General features: G+C 58.5%; 22 protein-coding genes. 15 read left to right on the plus strand and 7 right to left on the minus strand.

The genetic code is table 11. From position 1 onward, the window contains the following. Nucleotides 1-39: 39 nt before the first annotated feature. Together V1475_RS03820 and V1475_RS03825 are read right to left on the minus strand one after the other, a co-directional pair. Nucleotides 40-714, minus strand: coding sequence for a flagellar hook capping FlgD N-terminal domain-containing protein (locus V1475_RS03820; protein WP_479411694.1), 675 nt, complete (start codon nucleotides 712-714; stop codon nucleotides 40-42). 12 nt (nucleotides 715-726) lie between these two features. Continuing rightward, nucleotides 727-2,841, minus strand: a complete 2,115-nt coding sequence (locus tag V1475_RS03825) for a flagellar hook-length control protein FliK (protein WP_479411695.1) — start codon at nucleotides 2,839-2,841, stop codon at nucleotides 727-729. Nucleotides 2,842-2,922: 81 nt separating this feature from the next. Here V1475_RS03825 and V1475_RS03830 point away from each other — a divergent pair, with 81 nt between their 5' ends. The 6 genes from V1475_RS03830 to V1475_RS03855 all read left to right on the plus strand — a co-directional run bounded on the left by V1475_RS03830 (nucleotide 2,923) and on the right by V1475_RS03855 (nucleotide 7,009). Continuing rightward, nucleotides 2,923-3,237 carry a rod-binding protein gene (locus V1475_RS03830; RefSeq protein ID WP_479411696.1) on the plus strand — a complete coding sequence of 105 codons (315 nt, stop codon included), beginning with the start codon at nucleotides 2,923-2,925 and terminating at the stop codon, nucleotides 3,235-3,237. Beyond that, complete coding sequence (locus V1475_RS03835) at nucleotides 3,224-3,577, plus strand: hypothetical protein (RefSeq protein ID WP_479411697.1); 354 nt, start codon at nucleotides 3,224-3,226, stop codon at nucleotides 3,575-3,577. Before V1475_RS03830 ends, V1475_RS03835 begins: the two co-directional genes overlap by 14 nt. 228 nt (nucleotides 3,578-3,805) lie before the next feature. Continuing rightward, complete coding sequence (locus tag V1475_RS03840) at nucleotides 3,806-5,347, plus strand: flagellin (protein ID WP_434289811.1); 1,542 nt, start codon at nucleotides 3,806-3,808, stop codon at nucleotides 5,345-5,347. Nucleotides 5,348-5,435: 88 nt separating this feature from the next. After that, a complete protein-coding gene (flaF, locus tag V1475_RS03845) occupies nucleotides 5,436-5,807 on the plus strand; it encodes a flagellar biosynthesis regulator FlaF (RefSeq protein ID WP_434289810.1) in 372 nt (123 codons plus the stop codon). Beyond that, nucleotides 5,808-6,215: a flagellar biosynthesis repressor FlbT gene (gene flbT / locus V1475_RS03850; RefSeq protein WP_434289809.1), complete on the plus strand. Its 408-nt coding sequence runs from the start codon at nucleotides 5,808-5,810 to the stop codon at nucleotides 6,213-6,215. After that, nucleotides 6,212-7,009: a DUF1217 domain-containing protein gene (locus tag V1475_RS03855; protein ID WP_479411698.1), complete on the plus strand. Its 798-nt coding sequence runs from the start codon at nucleotides 6,212-6,214 to the stop codon at nucleotides 7,007-7,009. The genes flbT and V1475_RS03855 overlap by 4 nt, the downstream gene beginning before the upstream one ends. A gap of 4 nt (nucleotides 7,010-7,013) precedes the next feature. On the opposite strand, the gene V1475_RS03860 is transcribed toward V1475_RS03855, so the two are convergent. Beyond that, nucleotides 7,014-8,339: a FliI/YscN family ATPase gene (locus V1475_RS03860; RefSeq protein WP_479411699.1), complete on the minus strand. Its 1,326-nt coding sequence runs from the start codon at nucleotides 8,337-8,339 to the stop codon at nucleotides 7,014-7,016. An 80-nt stretch (nucleotides 8,340-8,419) separates the two neighbouring features. Here V1475_RS03860 and V1475_RS03865 point away from each other — a divergent pair, with 80 nt between their 5' ends. Genes V1475_RS03865 through V1475_RS03905 form a run of 9 tightly spaced genes read left to right on the plus strand, consistent with a single transcriptional unit; the run spans nucleotide 8,420 to nucleotide 13,030 of the window. Beyond that, nucleotides 8,420-8,809: a FlgB family protein gene (locus V1475_RS03865; RefSeq protein WP_479411700.1), complete on the plus strand. Its 390-nt coding sequence runs from the start codon at nucleotides 8,420-8,422 to the stop codon at nucleotides 8,807-8,809. 13 nt (nucleotides 8,810-8,822) lie between these two features. After that, entirely contained in the window at nucleotides 8,823-9,215 is a 393-nt protein-coding gene (flgC, locus tag V1475_RS03870; protein ID WP_434289805.1) for a flagellar basal body rod protein FlgC, read from the plus strand. 30 nt (nucleotides 9,216-9,245) lie between these two features. Then, nucleotides 9,246-9,542, plus strand: coding sequence for a flagellar hook-basal body complex protein FliE (gene fliE, locus V1475_RS03875; RefSeq protein ID WP_434289804.1), 297 nt, complete (start codon nucleotides 9,246-9,248; stop codon nucleotides 9,540-9,542). A gap of 3 nt (nucleotides 9,543-9,545) precedes the next feature. Beyond that, nucleotides 9,546-9,812, plus strand: coding sequence for a flagellar biosynthetic protein FliQ (locus V1475_RS03880; protein WP_434289803.1), 267 nt, complete (start codon nucleotides 9,546-9,548; stop codon nucleotides 9,810-9,812). Further along, entirely contained in the window at nucleotides 9,812-10,528 is a 717-nt protein-coding gene (locus tag V1475_RS03885; RefSeq protein WP_434289802.1) for a flagellar hook-basal body complex protein, read from the plus strand. The genes V1475_RS03880 and V1475_RS03885 overlap by 1 nt, the downstream gene beginning before the upstream one ends. A 14-nt stretch (nucleotides 10,529-10,542) precedes the next feature. Further along, nucleotides 10,543-11,328: a flagellar basal-body rod protein FlgG gene (gene flgG, locus V1475_RS03890; protein ID WP_479411701.1), complete on the plus strand. Its 786-nt coding sequence runs from the start codon at nucleotides 10,543-10,545 to the stop codon at nucleotides 11,326-11,328. Further along, on the plus strand, nucleotides 11,325-11,762 hold the full coding sequence (gene flgA / locus V1475_RS03895) for a flagellar basal body P-ring formation chaperone FlgA (RefSeq protein ID WP_479411702.1): 438 nt from the start codon (nucleotides 11,325-11,327) through the stop codon (nucleotides 11,760-11,762). The genes flgG and flgA overlap by 4 nt, the downstream gene beginning before the upstream one ends. A 12-nt stretch (nucleotides 11,763-11,774) precedes the next feature. After that, on the plus strand, nucleotides 11,775-12,500 hold the full coding sequence (gene flgH / locus V1475_RS03900) for a flagellar basal body L-ring protein FlgH (protein WP_479411703.1): 726 nt from the start codon (nucleotides 11,775-11,777) through the stop codon (nucleotides 12,498-12,500). A gap of 11 nt (nucleotides 12,501-12,511) precedes the next feature. Next, a complete protein-coding gene (locus tag V1475_RS03905; protein WP_479411704.1) occupies nucleotides 12,512-13,030 on the plus strand; it encodes a flagellar basal body-associated FliL family protein in 519 nt (172 codons plus the stop codon). A gap of 12 nt (nucleotides 13,031-13,042) precedes the next feature. On the opposite strand, the gene V1475_RS03910 is transcribed toward V1475_RS03905, so the two are convergent. From V1475_RS03910 to flhA, 4 genes are read right to left on the minus strand one after another with little or no spacing between them, the layout of a single operon-like run. Continuing rightward, nucleotides 13,043-13,411, minus strand: coding sequence for a hypothetical protein (locus tag V1475_RS03910; protein ID WP_479411705.1), 369 nt, complete (start codon nucleotides 13,409-13,411; stop codon nucleotides 13,043-13,045). 2 nt (nucleotides 13,412-13,413) lie between these two features. Beyond that, nucleotides 13,414-14,505, minus strand: coding sequence for an EscU/YscU/HrcU family type III secretion system export apparatus switch protein (locus V1475_RS03915; protein ID WP_479411706.1), 1,092 nt, complete (start codon nucleotides 14,503-14,505; stop codon nucleotides 13,414-13,416). Then, nucleotides 14,505-15,281 (minus strand): flagellar biosynthetic protein FliR, encoded by a 777-nt coding sequence (locus V1475_RS03920; RefSeq protein ID WP_479411707.1) that lies wholly within the window; start codon nucleotides 15,279-15,281, stop codon nucleotides 14,505-14,507. Before V1475_RS03920 ends, V1475_RS03915 begins: the two co-directional genes overlap by 1 nt. Then, nucleotides 15,278-17,368, minus strand: a complete 2,091-nt coding sequence (gene flhA, locus V1475_RS03925) for a flagellar biosynthesis protein FlhA (RefSeq protein WP_479411708.1) — start codon at nucleotides 17,366-17,368, stop codon at nucleotides 15,278-15,280. The genes V1475_RS03920 and flhA overlap by 4 nt, the downstream gene beginning before the upstream one ends. Between the last annotated feature and the right edge of the window lie 113 nt (nucleotides 17,369-17,481).

Consider the following 17,481-nt stretch of genomic DNA (forward strand, 5'->3'; position numbering starts at 1 on the left):
CCCGAGTTTATCGAGCTGGGACTGTGGTCTGCAAGCGGATCACGACGGATCGCGCAGGGCAGTCACATCGTCGGAGGCGATTTCATTGCCACCGGCCAGAACCAAAACGACATCGCCATTGTCGGAACGGGCCTCGACGATCCGGGAATAACTTTCGACCGCCGTGGTCGAGAGATAGTCTCCGTTATAGTAGGTCTCGATCTCGAAACTGTAGGTTCCAGCCTCGAACGCATCGCCATCGTCGTCCAGACCGCTCCACTCGAAGGCGTCCTCCGTCGGGGACATGGTGACCTGTTGGACCACCGTCCCATCGGCATCCCGCACGATCAGAACCGCCGTGTCCGCCGCGGTGGCGAACTCGCCTGTCAGAGTGACCGGGGAAGAGCCGTCGAAATAGGCCGCGGCCTCGCTCCGGGCTTCCATCCCGACCCAACCGGACAATTCGGAAAACCCCATAAGCCCGAGTTGCGCCGAAAGATCTTCGAGAAGATCGTTGGTGATCACAGATTGCTCGACCTGTGAGAAGGTGGCGAGTTGCACCGCATAATCGGTCGATTCGATCGGGTTGAGCGGGTCCTGATTCTGCATCTGGACGGTCAGCATCTTGAGAAACGTGTCGAAATCCGAACTCAGCGCGGAACCGGAAGCACTGCTGGAACTCGAACTGCTTGCACTGGTCGTGGTCGTCGTCGCGGCGGTGATCGTGTTTACCATCTTGCGCTCCTGTTAAAGTCTCAGATCCATGCCCGACGCACTCCCAAGAGACAGGCGCACGGGGGGTTCAGACGGCATGGGATCGGTCATGTCCGATGTGGCGGATGACCCGGTCGGAGGGGAAAAAGCGTCAGAGCCGCCCTGTTGTGTCCCCTGATCGAAATTCTGGAAGGTAAAGCCGCTGTCGGCATAACCGAGATCGCGGAATTCGGTGATGAGGCTTTCGACGTTGCGCCGCAGCAGATCGAGCGTATCGGCGCGTTCTGCTGCGATCACAACCTGCATCGCGCCGTTCTCGGAGAGGTGGAAAGACAACCTCACCTTGCCGAGTTCCTCAGGAGACAAGGTGATTTCGACGGGCCGGTCCGGCAGTTGCCGGGCCACATCGGCGATTTGCGATGCTATGTGTGTCGGCAACTCGATCCGGTTCGTAGCGCTTGTCGCGGCGGTCTGCTCCCGCAGGGCTGCCGTTTCAGGAGACATATGAGCTATCGGGTCCAGATCGCCGAACGAAGAAATTTGATCCGTGTCCGTGATGGAAGATGTCTGGACCTCTGCGGATGTCAACATCCCGGACAGCGCGAAATTTTGCGCCGTTTGTGCAGAAGAATTTGCCGACGTTTCGACCGTCTCCCGCGTCACCTTGGGCGCAACGATTTCTTCGGCCACCTCCGGAAAAGCTACATCCTGACCTTCTGTTGCTTTCAATCCGGGGATCACTTTCCCCTCGTTCAAAGCCGATACGTCGGCCGTCTGCACAGACGGGATCGGTGTCTGCTCCGGGATTTTCGCGTCACTGTGATTGCCCGAGAGATTCCCCGAAACGATTTGGACCGCCTGTGAAACGGCTCTCCTGTCGTCCGTCAACCTCTCCGCCATGGCCTTCGTCGCGACAAACGGTGTACTCATGGTGTCAGTGGATGCCACGGAGGCGAATGACGTTTTCTCGTTAGGCTGTAACATGTCATCCGTAGCTTTCCGCCCTGTATGATCGACCGTTTCGGACGTCCGTGCCGTCGCAGCCTCGCCTGTCAAGTCACTGCGCGGAACGGCCGCGGAAAGAAGCGAGGCTTCGACGTTTTGCATCTTCGAGTAAAGATCAGACCGCACCTCCTGCGTGGCGTCACTTTCCACACCCTGTGACAGAGCTGTGCTCGTGGCAGCCTGGCCGCCCATGATCATGACCTGCTCTTGCGACGTCACAAGCCATTGATCTTTCTGCATCTTGTCTTTTTCAGCTCCTGCCGCTTCGGCCACAGACCGCTCAGAGGTCAATGCCCCAGAACTGTCCGTCGCTTCGCCCGCGAATCCGTCCCCGCCCTCGGCCTCCGAATCACGCGTCATCTCTGGGAAACGTCCACTGACCGACGCGGTCTTTTTCCCGGTTTTCGGCTCCGGGTGGGCAATGTGCAATTCGTCAGGCACACTATCTGCCTTGGCGGCTGATGCTGTCGTGAAACCAGTTTCCTCCCTCTGCCACGTCTTGAGCGGACTGGTTTCTAAGACAACGCCCGTGTTCACGAACGCCTCCGCCACAATTTGAGAGGTCTCGGATGACACCGTCTCCTCGGCAGTCTCCCCTTGGGAGGGTTCGGCTTGAGCCAGAGATACATCTGCCACGCCATCATCGGACAGAAGCGTCTCTGCCTTTGCAGGACCGTTACTTGCGACCAGACCCTGTTGAATGGCCGTTTGAGTTGCAAATCTGTTTTGTGACACTCCGACACCGGGCGTCATAACGGGAGGCTTGGTCACGGCGACTTCGCGGGAAGGCAAAACCCCGTTCACTTTATTGGCTGCGTTTTCATCACCTGCAACAGACGCGTCAAATGTCGACACCACCTCGACATCATCCTTGCGCGTTACAAGACCCTTGTCTTGCGCCTCGCTTTCCTGAGGCTGCTTGGACTGTGCACTGAGATAGCTCTCAAACGTGTCGCTCTGCGCGGCAAGTTGCCCGGAACTCTTTGAGGACAGCTTGTCCAACGACATGCCTTTGGCGCCGATAAACGACGACGTCTTTTCACCCGCCCCATGACCGAAAGCGGTCGCTTTTTCGGATCGCCCGCTCTCCGGGCTCGTGACGGTATTGATAAGATCAAAAGTCTGAAACTGCATTTCTTGCATCCGGGATTTCTTTCTCCGTGATGCCACTATCTGCGCAGAGAGTTACCGGTTCTTTACCAGATTACGGTTACGAGTCGGAAAATGCTTCGAATTGGAGTGATCCCCATGACCGTCTCCGCCGTTCCATCCTCATCCCTTCCGACCCTCGCGCAGATGTCGCAAGACGAAAAGCTGCATAACGTTTCGCAACAACTTGAAGCGACGTTTTTGGCGGAAATGCTCAAAAGTGCGGGCTTCGGAAAAACACCGGACGCCTTTGGAGGCGGATCGGGCGAAGATCAGTTCTCGTCCTTTCTGGTTCAGGCCCAGGCAGAAAAACTGGTCGAGGCCGGGGGAATCGGCCTGGCCGAACAGATTTTCAACGCATTGAAGGACAAATCCGATGGCATTTCTTGATGCATTCCGCCCGGCAGCGGCCCTAGCCGATCTCCTCGAGAGGGAGAAGACCGCGCTTCTCATAGGTGACTTCGCCACTTTGGAGGAGCTTTCGAAATCGAAGGAATCGCTTCTGGCCCTTGTCGCGAAATCGAAAACGCCCACCGCGGTTCTCAAGGACTTGCAAAACCGCAGCGCGCATAACAAGCGCCTTCTGATGGCCTCCGCAAAAGGTCTTCGCACGGCGCGCGAGAGAATCCTGTCCTTGCGCGCTCAATCCCAAGGTTTCACCGCCTACGGTCCGGCAGGCAAAACCACGGAGATCGAACGTAAGTCGTTAACCATGAAGAAAAAAGCCTGATCCCTTGTCCAATTTTTGCCTCAAATTGAAAGCATCAATCGAAGCCAGCTTAGGAAACTTTTAGCCTTTAAGCTCCAAAGATCAGAGTGCATCCCGAGGGGGTGGCACGGTCGGCCGGAAGCGGTCATCCGTAATCAGTCAGAATGACGATCCTGAAACCGCCCGTGGGGGCGGACCTCGAAACTCGTGTGGCGCAAAACGCGTCCCAAGATCAAAGGAAGTTATGCTATGTCCAGCATTCTGACCAACAATGGCGCGATGGTCGCGTTGCAGACCCTGAATTCCATCAACTCCGACCTGTCCAAAACCCAGAGCATGATCTCCACGGGTAAAGATATTGCCTCTGCCAAGGACAACTCTTCCGTCTGGGCGATCTCGAAAGTGATGGAATCCGACGTTGCGGGCTTCAACGCCATCTCCGACAGCCTCGCGCTTGGGGAATCGACCCTTGCCGTAGCCTCCGAAGCCGCCGAAACCGTGACCGATCTGCTGACCCAGATCAAAGAAAAGGTCGTCTCGGCTCAGGAAGAAAACGTCGACCGCGAGAAAATTCAAACGGATATCGACGCTCTGGTCGGCCAGGTCAAATCGGTGATCGGTGCCGCGCAGTTCAACGGCCTGTCCCTCGTCGAAGGGACCGATGACGTCAACATCCTGTCCTCGCTCGATCGTGCCTCCGACGGCACCGTGACCGCGTCCGACATCACCGTGAAACGTCAGGATCTCTCGACCTCCGCCGGGACCTTCGGCACGGCCCTGAGCGACACCGCATCGGCCGCTTATGGCACCGTGAACGGCAGCACCAACTCCGATTACACCACGGATGCCGGCGGGACCGAAGCCATCATGGGGATCACCTATGGCAGCGACGGCGACACCTACTCCATGACCATCGACGGTCATGAAGTCAGCTATACCACCGCTTCGGGTGACGATGCCGACACCGTACGTGATGCTCTGGCCTCCCAGATCAACGCGCTCGGGATCGAGGGCATCTCCGTCGATGCCAGCACCTCCGGCAAGCTGAGCGTGTTGAACACCAACGCCTTCTCCGATGTCGAACTCACCGCCGACTCGACCACCTCCACGAACTTCGAGGTGGAGGAAATCAACGGTGTCGATATCACCGATGCCAATGCCGCGACGCTGAACCAGCGCGCCGCGACCATTGATTTCAGCACTTCTGCCGGTGTGAACGAAGGTGACAGCTTCAAGGTGACCGTAGGCTCCAGCTCCTACACCTATGTAGCTGGCAAGGACGAAAACATGGAAGACGTCGCCCGCGGTCTGAAAACCGCGATCGACTCGGCCGGTACCGAAGGCGTGACCACGGCTGTTCAGCAGGACGAGACCACAGGTCAGTGGAAACTGGCTGTCGACGACGACAATGGCGACGGGACGAGCACCACGCTCAAGCTGACCGTCGGGACCGGCGGGGAAGCCTCCGGTGGTCTGTTCGGTCTCGACAACATCGATGTGACCACCAATGACGGTGCGGATGCAGCACTCGGCAACATCGAAACCCTGATCAACAACGCGGTCGATGCCGCGTCGGAGTTCGGTTCCGCCCAGGGCCGGATCGAAACCCAGTCGACGTTCATCTCCAACCTGACGGATGCGCTGATGTCCGGCATCGGCTCCATGGTGGATGCCGACATGGAAGAGGCCTCCGCGAAACTGCAAGCGCTTCAGGTGCAGCAGCAGCTCGGTGTGCAATCGCTCTCGATTGCCAACCAGGCGCCGCAAACCATCCTGTCGCTCTTCGGCTAAGAGCTCTGACCGGGCGCCTGACCGGTGCCCGGTCTCTCCGCGGTCAAAGACCGTGCGTTGAAATTCATTGTCACCGGAAGGATAAGACGTGAACGCTCTTCAGATGGCCCGAACGGCCTATTCCAACACCGCCGCGCCCATCAGGACTCCACGCGGCACCGAATACGAAGCCTTTGCACGAATTACGCATCGCCTTCGTCAGACGGCTCAGGACAAAAAACGGTCCTATTCTGCCTATGTGAAGGCTCTCTACGACAATCGCCGTCTCTGGACCCTTCTCGCTACAAATGTCGCCGAGAGCGACAATCAACTGCCGAAAGAACTGCGCGCCCAAATTTTCTATCTCGCGCAATTCACTGCGAAACACACCTCCGACATTCTTGCCAAGAAAGCCGATGAGACGCCATTGATCGACATCAACACGGCGATCATGCGTGGCCTGCAACGGGAGGGCCAGTAAATGAGCGGTCTTGTTCTGAAACTCGGCCCCAAGGAACGGGTCCTGATCAACGGAGCAGTCATCGAGAACGGCGACCGACGATCGCGCCTGTCCATCGTGACACCGAACGCAAACATCCTGCGGCTCCGCGATGCCATCCACCCCGAAGAGGTCAATACGCCTGTGCGGCGCGTCTGCTACATCGCGCAGCTGATCCTCTCCGGCGATGCAGAACCGAAGGAGGCGAGCCTGCAACTCATGCGCGGGATCGAGCAACTCAGCCAAGTGCTCACCGACCCGGACAGCCGCAAGATTCTCAACTCGGCAACGACGGAGATTCAAAGCGGGCAGTACTATCAAGCGCTCAAAATGCTCCGCGCCCTGTTGCCCAGGGAGGAGCGGCTTTTGTCTGCCGCGCAGTACCAATGACATATCAACCTGTCGTCCCATTCAGCGGTTACGCTGGATGGGTGGTTCTTCAAAATACTCAGGCCAATCAACAAGAAGCCTTTAACAACTCTGCGGAGATTCAGAGGGACACGGAGTATTTTCGAGCAAACATCGCGAATGTGACCAGCGCCGAAGAGTTGGTCTCAGATTACAGGTTACTGAAGGTGGCCTTGGGTGCGTTTGGCCTTGATGATGACATCAACAGCAAGTTTTTTGTCGAAAAGGTTCTCAGCGAAGGCACGCTCGATGACGAGGCAATCGCCAATAAGCTGACCGACACGCGCTATTTCAGACTCGCCGAAGCTTTCGGATTCGGAAATTTCGATACGCCCAACACGGTGCTCAGCGATTTTCCGGATGAAATCATCTCCGCCTATCAGGAAAAACAGTTTCAGATCGCCGTAGGGGATCAGGATGAAGACATGCGGCTCGCCCTCAATCTTGAAGGCGAGTTGACGGATCTGGTCGACAAAGACACGACGGATAATGGGCGCTGGTATTCCATCATGGGAAATGAGGCGCTTCGAACCGTTTTCGAGACAGCACTCGGCCTTCCGAGTTCCGTCAGCAGTCTGGATCTCGACCAACAGTTGACCATCTTTCGCGACAAGGCCGAGCAGTATTTTCATGAGTCCGAAGTGTCGCAATTCTCCGACCCGCAAAAGCGCGAGGAACTCGTCAAACTGTTCCTCATCCGCTCCGAACTGAATTCCGGTACAACCGGGACATCCGCCGCTTCGAATGCACTCGCCCTGTTAACAGGATCGTTTTAACGGATCACGTCTTTTTCCGGTCCGTGAAACAGGCCTCGAGCCGTTCGAAACTTTCCCGTGTGCCGTTCGGCTCCGACTCGGTCAGAAAGTGATCGAGTTTCGGCCAGGTCGCAATCGCCTCGTCAATCACGGGATCGGTGCCGACGGAATAAAGCCCCGCCTGAATCATCATTTCCGAACGGTCGAAAACCCCAAGCAGGCGACGAGCCCGCGCGATCAGGGCATTTTCCCCATCCGATGCAGCATGTGGCAAAGCGCGGGACACCGATCTCAGAAGGTCGATCGCCGGGAATCGACCGCGTTCCGCAATCTGACGATCCAGAACGATATGACCGTCGAGGACACCGCGCAGGATGTCAGCAATCGGCTCTTCCATATCGGAGCCCGCCACAAGAACCGAAAACACCGCCGTGATGTCGCCCATGTCTCCGATACCCGGGCCAGCCCGTTCGCAAAGCGTCGTGATCAGATGCGATGTAGAAGGTGGAAACCCCCGAAGCGAACTGGACTCGCCCGTCGCAAGCGCCACTTCGCGATGCGCCTCGGCAAAGCGGGTGACGGAATCGGCCAAAAAGAGCACCTGTTTGCCCTTGTCGCGAAAATATTCGGCCACCGACATGGCTGTCCAGGCGCAGCGCCGCCGCACCATCGGGGATTGATCCGAGGTGGCTGCAACGATGACGGAACGCTTCATTCCGACAGGGCCGAGCACCCGGTCGATGAATTCACGGACCTCGCGTCCGCGCTCCCCAACCATGGCGATCACCACGACGTCGGCCTGAAGACCTGTGGCGAGTTTCGCAAGCAAGGTGGATTTCCCGACGCCGGACCCGGCGAAAAGACCGACTCGCTGTCCACGCACAATGGGCAGCAAGGTGTTAAACACCGCAAGTCCGGTTTCAAGGCGACCGCCCAACGCCCGACGCTCGGTCGGATTGAGCGGCTCTCCCCGCAAGGGACGCTGTCTGCGCCCCTGAAGAATTGGTTTCCCATCAAGGGCTTGTCCGAATGGGTCAATCACCCGACCGATCCAACTTTCATCCGGTGCAATATGGTTTTTGCCAACATGGGCGACCGGGTCACCGATCGACAATCCATCGGGTCCGCCATCCGGCAGGACCGTCACTGTTTTTTTGTCGAGCTGCAAAACCTCGCCACGGCGCATGTGGTCCCCATGGCCGATCTCGACCAGATCCCCCAAGGCCGCAATCCCGCTCAGCCCAGACACGGTCAGAACTCCGCGCGACACTTCAATGACGCGACCAACCGATTGGACCGGTTTCACCGCAGCCACCTCGGCCAGAAGCAATTCGAATCCGACGCCGTTCATGAACACCTCCGCTTTCGACAACTCTTTCTAAAGGAATCAGGGTTAAGCCTTGGTTGAGATAACTCGGAGGAGAAGCCCCGATGTTCGAAAACCTGGATATCTTCAAGATGGCGAGCGGACTGGCCAGTCATGCCGTTTCCCGTCAGGAAATCGTCGCGAAAAACATCGCGAATGCCGATACGCCCGAGTATCGGGCAAAGGATATCGCATCCTTTGCCGAGACCTACGAGGGCGGCGACTTCGGTACAGGCATGCGCGCCACGCGGGCGGGGCATGCCCTCAACACGGATGAAACTTCTCAGGCCTACACATTGGTGGACGCGCCGGACGCGAGCTCGCCCAACGGCAACACCGTCTCTCTCGAAACCGAGATGATGAAAGCTGTGCAGGTGCGGCAACAACATGAGACCGCGCTCGCCGTTTACAAAAGCTCGATGAACATCCTGCGCAGCTCGATCGGGCGGAAATAGGGGAGAAATGTGAATGTCTGATCTGCAAAATATCCTCAACCTCTCCGCATCCGGGATGAAGGCACAGGCCAGCCGTCTGCGCCATGTGTCCGAGAACATCGCGAATGCGGATACGCCGGGCTACCACCGCAAGACCGTCTCTTTCGAAGAGATCGTCGATCAGGGCGTGAAGACCGGCGCGGTGACGACCGGTGATGTCCAGCTCGACAACTCTCCGCTGACAGAAATTTACGACCCCGGACATCCGCTTGCCGACGAGAGCGGGTTTTACGACGGCTCCAACGTCGAGTTGATGATCGAAATTGCGGACGCGCGCGAAGCGCAGCGCAGTTACGAGGCGAACCTCAAAATGTTCGATCAGGCGCGGCAGATGTCGTCATCCCTGCTTGATCTTTTACGTCGGTAGAAGGCCGACACCCACCGATAGGAGACCAGAATGGACATCCGATCCGCATTTGCCGCCCAAGGCTACGCAGCAACCCGCCCGGTCACCGCGCCGAAGCCGAGCGAGACCGCAGCCGCCACCCAAAACACACTTGGAAAAGCCGCCACGAGCTTTGCCGAGACCCTTGCCCAAGGCGAGGAGGTCGCACAGGCCGCCATGACCGGGAAGGCCGACAGTCAGGCCCTCGTTCAGGCGCTTGCCCAAAGCGAACTGGCCATCGAGACCGCCGTCACCGTGCGCGACAAGGTTGTCGAGGCCTATCAGGAAATCCTCAGGATGCCGGTGTGAGCCATGGATGAGCTGGTTTTCTACGACACGCTAAGACAGGCGCTCTGGATCGCGACGATAATCGCCACCCCGATTCTTGTGGTCGCGCTGATCGCCGGGGTCACCGTCGGCCTGTTTCAAGCGCTCACGAGCATTCAGGAAATGACGCTGACCTTCGTGCCGAAACTGGTGGCGATCCTGATCGTGTTCTGGATGTCGATGGGGTTCATGACCGAAACCCTGACCAGCTTTTTCACCGACCGCATCATCCCCCTGATCGGAGGTTTGTGATGGACAGCGCAGGCTATACCACCCTTACCCGCATGGTCGGTCTCAATCGCGAATTACAGACCATCGCGAACAACATCGCCAACGTCTCGACCACCGGTTACCGCAAGGAAGGCATGCTGTTTTCCGAGTATATTTCGCAGCTTGAGAAGGGTGAGGACAGCCTTTCGATGGCGGACGGCAACGTGCGAATTACCAACGAAACGCAGGGGCCGCTGACACCCACAGGCGGCACTTATGATTTTGCCATCGAAGGTGACGGGTTCTTTCTGATCGACACGCCGAACGGGCAGGCCCTGACTCGTAACGGTGCCTTTACAACAAACCAGAATGGCGAGCTGACCACCCATGACGGGTATCAGCTTTTGGACAATGGCGGGGCGGCGATTTTTATCCCGCAGGATGCAAAAACCGTGGCCGTGTCCTCGGACGGGACGCTCTCCGCCGACGGGCAACCGCTGTCGCAGATCGGGCTTTACATGCCCGAAGACCCGACGAGTCTGACACGCAGCAACGGCGTCCGGTTCTATACCGACGGGGCCATCGTGCCGCAGGAAGAGGCGGTCATTTTACAGGGCTATGTCGAAAACTCGAACGTCAACGCAATCACCGAAGTGGCCCGGATGATCGAAGTGCAAAACGCCTACACCATGGGCCAGCAATTCTCCCAGCAGGAAGATGAACGGATCAAATCCGTCATCTCGACGCTCGGTCGCTAGGAAAGGAACCTGACATGCGCGCCCTCAAAATCGCAGCCACGGGCATGAGCGCCCAGCAGATGCGGGTGGAAACCATTTCGCAGAACCTCGCGAACATGAGCACCACCGGCTACAACGCCCGGCGGGCCGAATTCGCCGATCTGCATTACCAACAGGCCTCTCGTCCCGGCACGATCAATTCCGCCGATGGCACCGTACTGCCGACCGGGGTGCAACTCGGGCTGGGCGTCCGGCCCTCGTCGGTCACACTCGAACTGGCGCAGGGGTCCCTGTCACACACCGGTGGTGATCTCGACATTGCGATCGAGGGCAACGGCTATCTCGAAGTGACCCTGCCCTCCGGCCAGTCGGCCTATACACGAGATGGCGGGCTGAAACGCTCGGCAGATGGTCAGATCGTGACCTCCGACGGTTATCCCGTCGTGCCCGACATCACCATTCCCGACGACACGCTGTCGCTTTCGATCAATGCGGATGGGGAGATTTACGCCTATTTCTCCGATCAGATCGAACCGGAACTTCTCGGCCAATTCACCCTCGCGGGGTTTTCGAACGCCAAGGGGCTTGAGGCCATCGGCTCGAACCTGTTCCTCGAAACCGAGGCCTCGGGCCCGGCAAATGTCACAACGCCCGGCCTCGACGGATTGGGCACTCTGCGTCAGGGCTATCTCGAGGACAGCTCCGTCGATGCCGTGCGCGAGGTCACCGAACTGATCGAAGCCCAGCGCGGCTACGAATTGAACGCCAAGGTCATCACCGCCGCCGACCAGATGCTTTCCGCGACGACGCAAATCAGATGATCGCACGGGCCCTCATAACCACCTGCCTCTGGTTGCTCACAACGCCAGCGCTGGCCGATACGGTCGTCGCCGCACGGACCATTCGCGCCCAGACCATTCTTGCACCCTCCGATCTCACCATGGTCGCGGGCGATGTGCCCGGGAGCATCGGCTCGATCGACGAAGCCGTCGGGCTGGAGTCGCGGGTGATGCTTTACACCGGGCGTCCGATTTCCGCCTCGGATATCGGTCCCGCAGCCATCGTCGACCGCAACCAGATCGTCGTTCTGCGTTACAACCATGGCGGGCTTTCGATCTCCGCAGACGGGCGTGCGCTCGATCGTGCCGGCATCGGCGATGTCGTCCGGGTCATGAATCTCTCTTCCAAAACAACCGTGTCCGGCGTCGTCGCGCCGGATGGGTCCATCCATGTCGGTGGGCTTGCCGCTCAGTAATCAGGATTTGTCATGCGTCTTCACCTTATGCTCCCCGCCCTTCTCGCCCTCACCGCCTGTTCCGATCTCAAGGAGGTCGGCCGCCTGCCGGAGTTCACGCCCATCGAAAGCTCGGCGGAGACCGCCGCGATGCGCAACCCGTCGCTGCCCGAACAGGTCGCAAGCCGCAACCCATCGGATGCGGCCTCGCTCTGGAATGCGTCGCGTCAGTCGCTTTTGGGAGATCGTCGCGCCATCGAGCGGGGCGACATTCTCACCGTGGTGATCGAGATCGACGACAGTGCGGAAATGTCGAACACCTCAAGCCGCGGGCGGTCCGGCTCCGAGACGATGGGGATTTCATCGCTCTTCGGCATTCCCGAACGGATCAACGAAGTGCTCCCCAATGGCGCCAGCATGGACTCCGCCGTCGGAACCAATTCCAACTCCTCGTCCTCCGGCAACGGCAGTGTGAAGCGGAATGAAAAACTTCAATTGATGGTGGCAGCCACGATTGTCGACGTACTGCCCAACGGTGTGCTGCACATTCAGGGCTCGCAGGAGGTGCGCGTGAACTACGAGATCCGGGAGCTTCTGGTCGAGGGCTACGTCCGCCCCGAGGACATTTCCCGCCAGAACGAGATCACCTATGACAAGATCGCCTCGGCCCGGATTTCCTATGGCGGGCGCGGTCAGATCACCCAGGTGCAGCAACCGCGCTACGGCCAGCAAATCGCCGATACCATTCTGCCGTTCTGAGGAGAAATGTCGTGATCAAGAAGATCCTCCCTCTTCTTCTGGCCCTGATCGGCCTTGGCGCGGGGATCGGTGGCGGGCTCATGCTTCGCCCCGCTCCGCAAGAGGTCGTCGAGATCAACCCCTGTGGCGATGTACCCGCGGCGAACGCAGCCCATGATCCGCATGCCGCACCGGACGAGCACGGCGCAGATCCCGAGCACGCGGCCTTCGAATACGTCAAACTGAACAACCAGTTCGTGATCCCGGATCTCGAAAACGGACGTGTCGTTTCCATGGTGGTGCTCTCGCTCAGCCTCGAGGCCAGAACCGGGTCCCGGGAAAGTATCTATGCGCGGGAACCGAAACTCCGGGACGTGTTCCTTCAGGTCATGTTCGATCATGCGAATACCGGAGGGTTCAAAGGCGATTTCACCGACAGCGTCACGATGAATGCCTTGCGCCACGCCCTTCTGGAGGCCGCTCAGACCACCCTCGGGCCGGAAATCAACGATGTTCTGGTGATTGATATCGTGCGTCAGGATGTCGGCTAAAGCCCGACACGTTCAGCGCTTGGAAACATCGCGCTCGGCCAAGCGGTCGAGCGCATCTTTTTTGCCAAAGGCTTTGCGCGTCCGCTCAAGTTGAGTTTCCCGGCGCTCGGCGAGTTTCGCAAGCGCCATCATGGCTTTGCGCTTTTCCAGTCTCGCCCATCTGTCCCAGATCCGATCCGCCCCCATCAGGCTCGCCATGTCGAATCCGTCCGCAGCCGTAAGTGTCGCGGCACGCTCACTTCTGGCCTGATCGATCTCACGCAGACGAGCGCGAAACGGCTCTTCCTCCCGCTTGATCTCGGCGAGCCGTGTCAGCTCGGAATTGAATGCCAGTTCGGAAACCTCCTTGAGGCGTTTCAACTGATCGCGTTTCTGCGACATGCTCACCTCCCGAACTGATGTTTCATTTTCTGACGCATCTGTTCGGCAAAGCGGATCGAGGCCGCAACCGCACGGTAATGCTCGGGCAGGATCTGTTCACCGAGCTCGACGGTTGCATAAAGCGCGCGCGCGGTTGGTGGATCGCGGTGGATCGGAATGCCGTTTTCATTGGCCACGTCACGAATACGCGCCGCAATCTCATCCACCCCTTTCGCCACACAGATCGGCGCACCGCCCTGCAAACGATCCCATTTCAGCGCCACCGCGTAATGCGTCGGGTTGACGATCACCACATCTGCCTTTGGCACTTCGGCGAGCATCTGGTTCATCACGATCTCGAAGCCTTTCTGGCGCCGTTTCTGTTTGAAATGCGGGTCGCCTTCCTGCTCCTTCGCCTCGTCGGTCAGCTCCTTGCGGGTCATCCGGTGTTTGCGGATATGTTCGTTATACTGAAACAGGTAATCCACCCCGCCAATCACCAGAGAAATCGTCAGCACGATCAGCATGAACCCCACGACCAGATCGGCCAGCGTCGCCGCCACAAGCCCCGGACTGAAGGACATGGTGGACATGATGTCCGGGAGTTTGGTGTAGAGATAGACGCCCAAAACACCCGAGTAGATCGACAGTTTGAAAAAGCTCTTGGCAAATTCGAACAAACCGGAGCGACCGAATTTATTCTTCGCATTCGACACGGGAGAGATTTTCGAGAGTTTCGGTTCCAGCTTGGACGTGGCGAAAATCATCGACCGGGTCGCAAAGATCACGACGAGCGCCATAACGGCCGGAATGAGGAACCAGGGCAAGAGCCCCGCACCCACGGTTTGCATCAGACCCATCGTCCAGGGCTCCGCCGATCCATTGAACCAGGCCTCGGCATTCAGGTCCGCATTGCCCAGCATGACCTGAAGCGCTGTGCCCATCTTTTGCAGACTGCCAGCCCCCAGTGCCATCGCAACGACGATAAACCCAAAATAGGAGGCGGTCGTGATCAGGTCGGTCGAGCGCGGGATTTCACCCTTTTTACGCGCGTCATCGAGACGTTTCTGTGATGGCTCATATTGCTTGTCGCTGTCATCGTCACCCTCCGCCATCAGTCCACTCCAAACGGATCGAGGAGCAGCTCGGCAAAGCCCGAACGCCAGACTTCGAGCAGGATCGGCGTGGTGGCGAAGAGCAACAGCAGACCGCCGAGAGTGATCGCAGGTGCACCAACGAAGGCCACCATGAGGGACGGCATGGCCCGGTTGATGACGCCGAGCGCGACGTTGTAGATCAGCGAGGCGATGACGAAAGGCGCAGCGAGGCTGAAAGACAGGGCGAAGGCGGATGAAATGTGATCGACACCCCAGATCATCACATCTTGCGTCGGGATGAACGACCCCGCCGGAAAATAATCGTAGGACAGGATCAGCATCTCGGCGACCCGGACATGCAGGTTCATCATCACCGCAAGCGCAAGCCCCGCGACAAGGAACAGATGCCCGATGGCGGGCTGGGCCTCGACGGAGCCGCCGCCGAAAATCTGCGACAGGGAGGTGGATTGCGCCACCATCGTACCCGCGATTTGCAACACCATGACGAAGAGACGCAGGACAAGCCCGAGGAGCAGCCCCGCAATGACTTCGGTCGCAAGCCCACGCATCAGCCCCGATGTGGTGGACGCGAGATTTTGAAGCTCTCCCGCCACGGCAGGAAAGACGATGGCTGTGAAGGCGATTGCCAGAACAAGACGCACCCGCTCCGGGATCGACCGCTCTCCGAAGGCGGGCAGGATCGCCATCATTGCACCGACCCGCAGGAAAACGAAGAACCCCAGAGTAAGGTTGAGCTGAGCCAGCCCCATCAGGTCCGCCAAAGTTTCCGTCATACCGGCACCAATCCCACGAGCGAGGGTTTGGCGTCGGTTCCGATCTCCTCGAAAGAATAGACCGGGTTCTGGATGCCTTGGGCCGACAGGACCGTGCGCAGGAAGCGACGACGACGCGTTGACGTCACGATACCCGGATAGATGCCGCTTTCTCCGGCCCTCGCGATTTTGTCCGCCATGGTTTTCGCGAGCCTGTTGAATTGATCCGGCGGCAGGGCAATGTCGGAATGCCCTCGCTCGCCATCGACCTGATAGGTCGAGAAACGATCTTCCCATTCCGGCGCCAGTTGCAGGAGCGGCAAGGTGCCATCGTCGCGTTTGATCTCGGAAATCAACTGAAATCCAAGGCGTTGGCGCACATGTTCACAGATCGATTCCGCCGTCGCATGGGCACCACGCGCCTCGGAAATCGACTCGAGGATCAGTGCCATGTTGCGGATCGACACCCGCTCTTCGAGCAGAAGACGCAGGACCGACAACAACAGATCCATCGGTACCCGGTCCGGGATCAGTTCGTTAAGCAGTTTTTGATTGGCCTCGCCGCGCGTCTTATCGCTCAGGTTGGTCATCTCATCGAGCAGCCGACGCAGGGATTTCATCGTCAGAAGACGCGGGAAGTTCCGCTTGATCACTTCGAGAAGATGCGTCGCAAGCACTTCGGTCGCACCGACCACGGTGCTGCCCATCAGGGCGGCCTCTTCCTTTTGCGCCGGACTGATCCAACGGGCGGGCGCACCATAGACCGGTTCGGCCACATCCTCACCGATCGGCAGACCGCTCGCATCGCCGGACACGAGAGCCAGCACCTTGTCCTTGCGCAGGCGATCACGCGCCTGCTCGACGCCCTGAATGCGCACGACATAGGTGCCCGGCGGCAGGCTGGGATCATCGGTCAAGCGAATTTCCGGCAGGATAAGCCCAAAGACCGTCGCCACATGGTTGCGCATGTTCACGATCCGCGCATCGAGACCGGTTTGCTGATCGAGGACCATCGCCACGAGATCGGGCGCGAATTCGACATGGATATCGTCGAGATCTAGGATGTCTCCCATCGACTCGCGCTCGGCTGTGACCTGCGGTTTGGCGGCTTCCTTTTTCGCTTTTTCCTTTTCCTCTTCCTGCATTTTCCGGCTCACGAAATAGGCCGCTGCAGCAAGCGCCATCGCGCCCCCAATGAAGGGGATGAAAGGCAAACCCGGAACGAAAGCGAACAGCGTCATCAGAACGGCAACCGTATAAAGCGCCGACGGGTATTTCCCCAATTGTCGGAAAAGCGCCATGTCGGCGGAACCGCTGGTACCCCCTTTGGCCAAGAGCAACGCAGCGGCAATGGAGATGATGACTGAGGGAATCTGGCTCACAAGACCATCACCGACGGTCAAAATGGCATAGGTTTCAAAGGCCTTCCCAAGTGGCATGTGGTGTACGGCCACACCGATGACCAAGCCCATGACAATGTTCATCAGCGTGATCAAAAGGCCAGCAATGGCGTCGCCCTTGACGAATTTCGACGCACCGTCGAGAGAACCGAAAAACGTGGTTTCCGCGAGTTCCTGTTCCCGTCTTTGTTTGGCCTGTTCATGAGTGATCGCCCCGGCGGAAAGATCTGCATCAATCGCGAGTTGTCGCCCCGGCATCCCGTCGAGTGCAAAACGCGCGCCGACTTCGGCCATACGCCCAGCGCCCTTGGTGATCACCATGAAGTTCACGATGAGCAAAACGGTAAACACAACGAGACCCAGAAGAACGGAGCCGCTCATCACGAAATTGGCGAATCCCTCGATCACGTTTCCGGCTGCACCCGTTCCCGTGTGTCCCTGGCCAATGATCAGCTTGGTCGAGGACACATTCAGGGAGAGGCGCAGCATGAGGCTTGCGAGGAGTATGGTCGGGAAGGCCGAGAAATCGAGAGGCCTCTCGATAAACAGCGTAACCGTGAAAATCAGGATCGCGAGGGCGAAACTGGTGGCGAGGCCCAGATCGAGAATCCAAGAAGGTACCGGCAGGACCATCATCACGATCACGACCATGAGCGCCAAAGCCAGCAGGATCGTGGGCTTGAAGATTGCAGAGATGCTGATGTTCATGCCGCGCTCCCCGTTATTAGGGAGCAAAGGCGTTCAGTCCCAAAGTACCAGAATCCGCTTCTCATGTCCGAATACCCGCTGCAATTCTTGCCACATTTTCGGAGAGAGTAGGA

It is taken from the genome of Celeribacter sp. SCSIO 80838 (assembly GCF_056498065.1).

What these genes read in the sequence shown, in the direction of transcription:
- fliE (WP_434289804.1), top strand. Translation starts at nt 9,246, where the DNA reads ATGGACATCCGATCCGCATTTGCCGCCCAAGGCTACGCAGCAACCCGC.
- flgA (WP_479411702.1), top strand. Translation starts at nt 11,325, where the DNA reads ATGATCGCACGGGCCCTCATAACCACCTGCCTCTGGTTGCTCACAACG.
- V1475_RS03865 (WP_479411700.1), top strand. Translation starts at nt 8,420, where the DNA reads ATGTTCGAAAACCTGGATATCTTCAAGATGGCGAGCGGACTGGCCAGT.
- V1475_RS03920 (WP_479411707.1), bottom strand. Translation starts at nt 15,281, where the DNA reads ATGACGGAAACTTTGGCGGACCTGATGGGGCTGGCTCAGCTCAACCTT.
- V1475_RS03880 (WP_434289803.1), top strand. Translation starts at nt 9,546, where the DNA reads ATGGATGAGCTGGTTTTCTACGACACGCTAAGACAGGCGCTCTGGATC.
- V1475_RS03820 (WP_479411694.1), bottom strand. Translation starts at nt 714, where the DNA reads ATGGTAAACACGATCACCGCCGCGACGACGACCACGACCAGTGCAAGC.
- V1475_RS03825 (WP_479411695.1), bottom strand. Translation starts at nt 2,841, where the DNA reads ATGCAAGAAATGCAGTTTCAGACTTTTGATCTTATCAATACCGTCACG.
- flgG (WP_479411701.1), top strand. Translation starts at nt 10,543, where the DNA reads ATGCGCGCCCTCAAAATCGCAGCCACGGGCATGAGCGCCCAGCAGATG.
- flhA (WP_479411708.1), bottom strand. Translation starts at nt 17,368, where the DNA reads ATGAACATCAGCATCTCTGCAATCTTCAAGCCCACGATCCTGCTGGCT.
- flgH (WP_479411703.1), top strand. Translation starts at nt 11,775, where the DNA reads ATGCGTCTTCACCTTATGCTCCCCGCCCTTCTCGCCCTCACCGCCTGT.
- V1475_RS03910 (WP_479411705.1), bottom strand. Translation starts at nt 13,411, where the DNA reads ATGTCGCAGAAACGCGATCAGTTGAAACGCCTCAAGGAGGTTTCCGAA.
- flbT (WP_434289809.1), top strand. Translation starts at nt 5,808, where the DNA reads ATGAGCGGTCTTGTTCTGAAACTCGGCCCCAAGGAACGGGTCCTGATC.
- V1475_RS03885 (WP_434289802.1), top strand. Translation starts at nt 9,812, where the DNA reads ATGGACAGCGCAGGCTATACCACCCTTACCCGCATGGTCGGTCTCAAT.
- V1475_RS03835 (WP_479411697.1), top strand. Translation starts at nt 3,224, where the DNA reads ATGGCATTTCTTGATGCATTCCGCCCGGCAGCGGCCCTAGCCGATCTC.
- flgC (WP_434289805.1), top strand. Translation starts at nt 8,823, where the DNA reads ATGTCTGATCTGCAAAATATCCTCAACCTCTCCGCATCCGGGATGAAG.
- V1475_RS03915 (WP_479411706.1), bottom strand. Translation starts at nt 14,505, where the DNA reads ATGGCGGAGGGTGACGATGACAGCGACAAGCAATATGAGCCATCACAG.
- V1475_RS03840 (WP_434289811.1), top strand. Translation starts at nt 3,806, where the DNA reads ATGTCCAGCATTCTGACCAACAATGGCGCGATGGTCGCGTTGCAGACC.
- V1475_RS03830 (WP_479411696.1), top strand. Translation starts at nt 2,923, where the DNA reads ATGCTTCGAATTGGAGTGATCCCCATGACCGTCTCCGCCGTTCCATCC.
- V1475_RS03860 (WP_479411699.1), bottom strand. Translation starts at nt 8,339, where the DNA reads ATGAACGGCGTCGGATTCGAATTGCTTCTGGCCGAGGTGGCTGCGGTG.
- V1475_RS03855 (WP_479411698.1), top strand. Translation starts at nt 6,212, where the DNA reads ATGACATATCAACCTGTCGTCCCATTCAGCGGTTACGCTGGATGGGTG.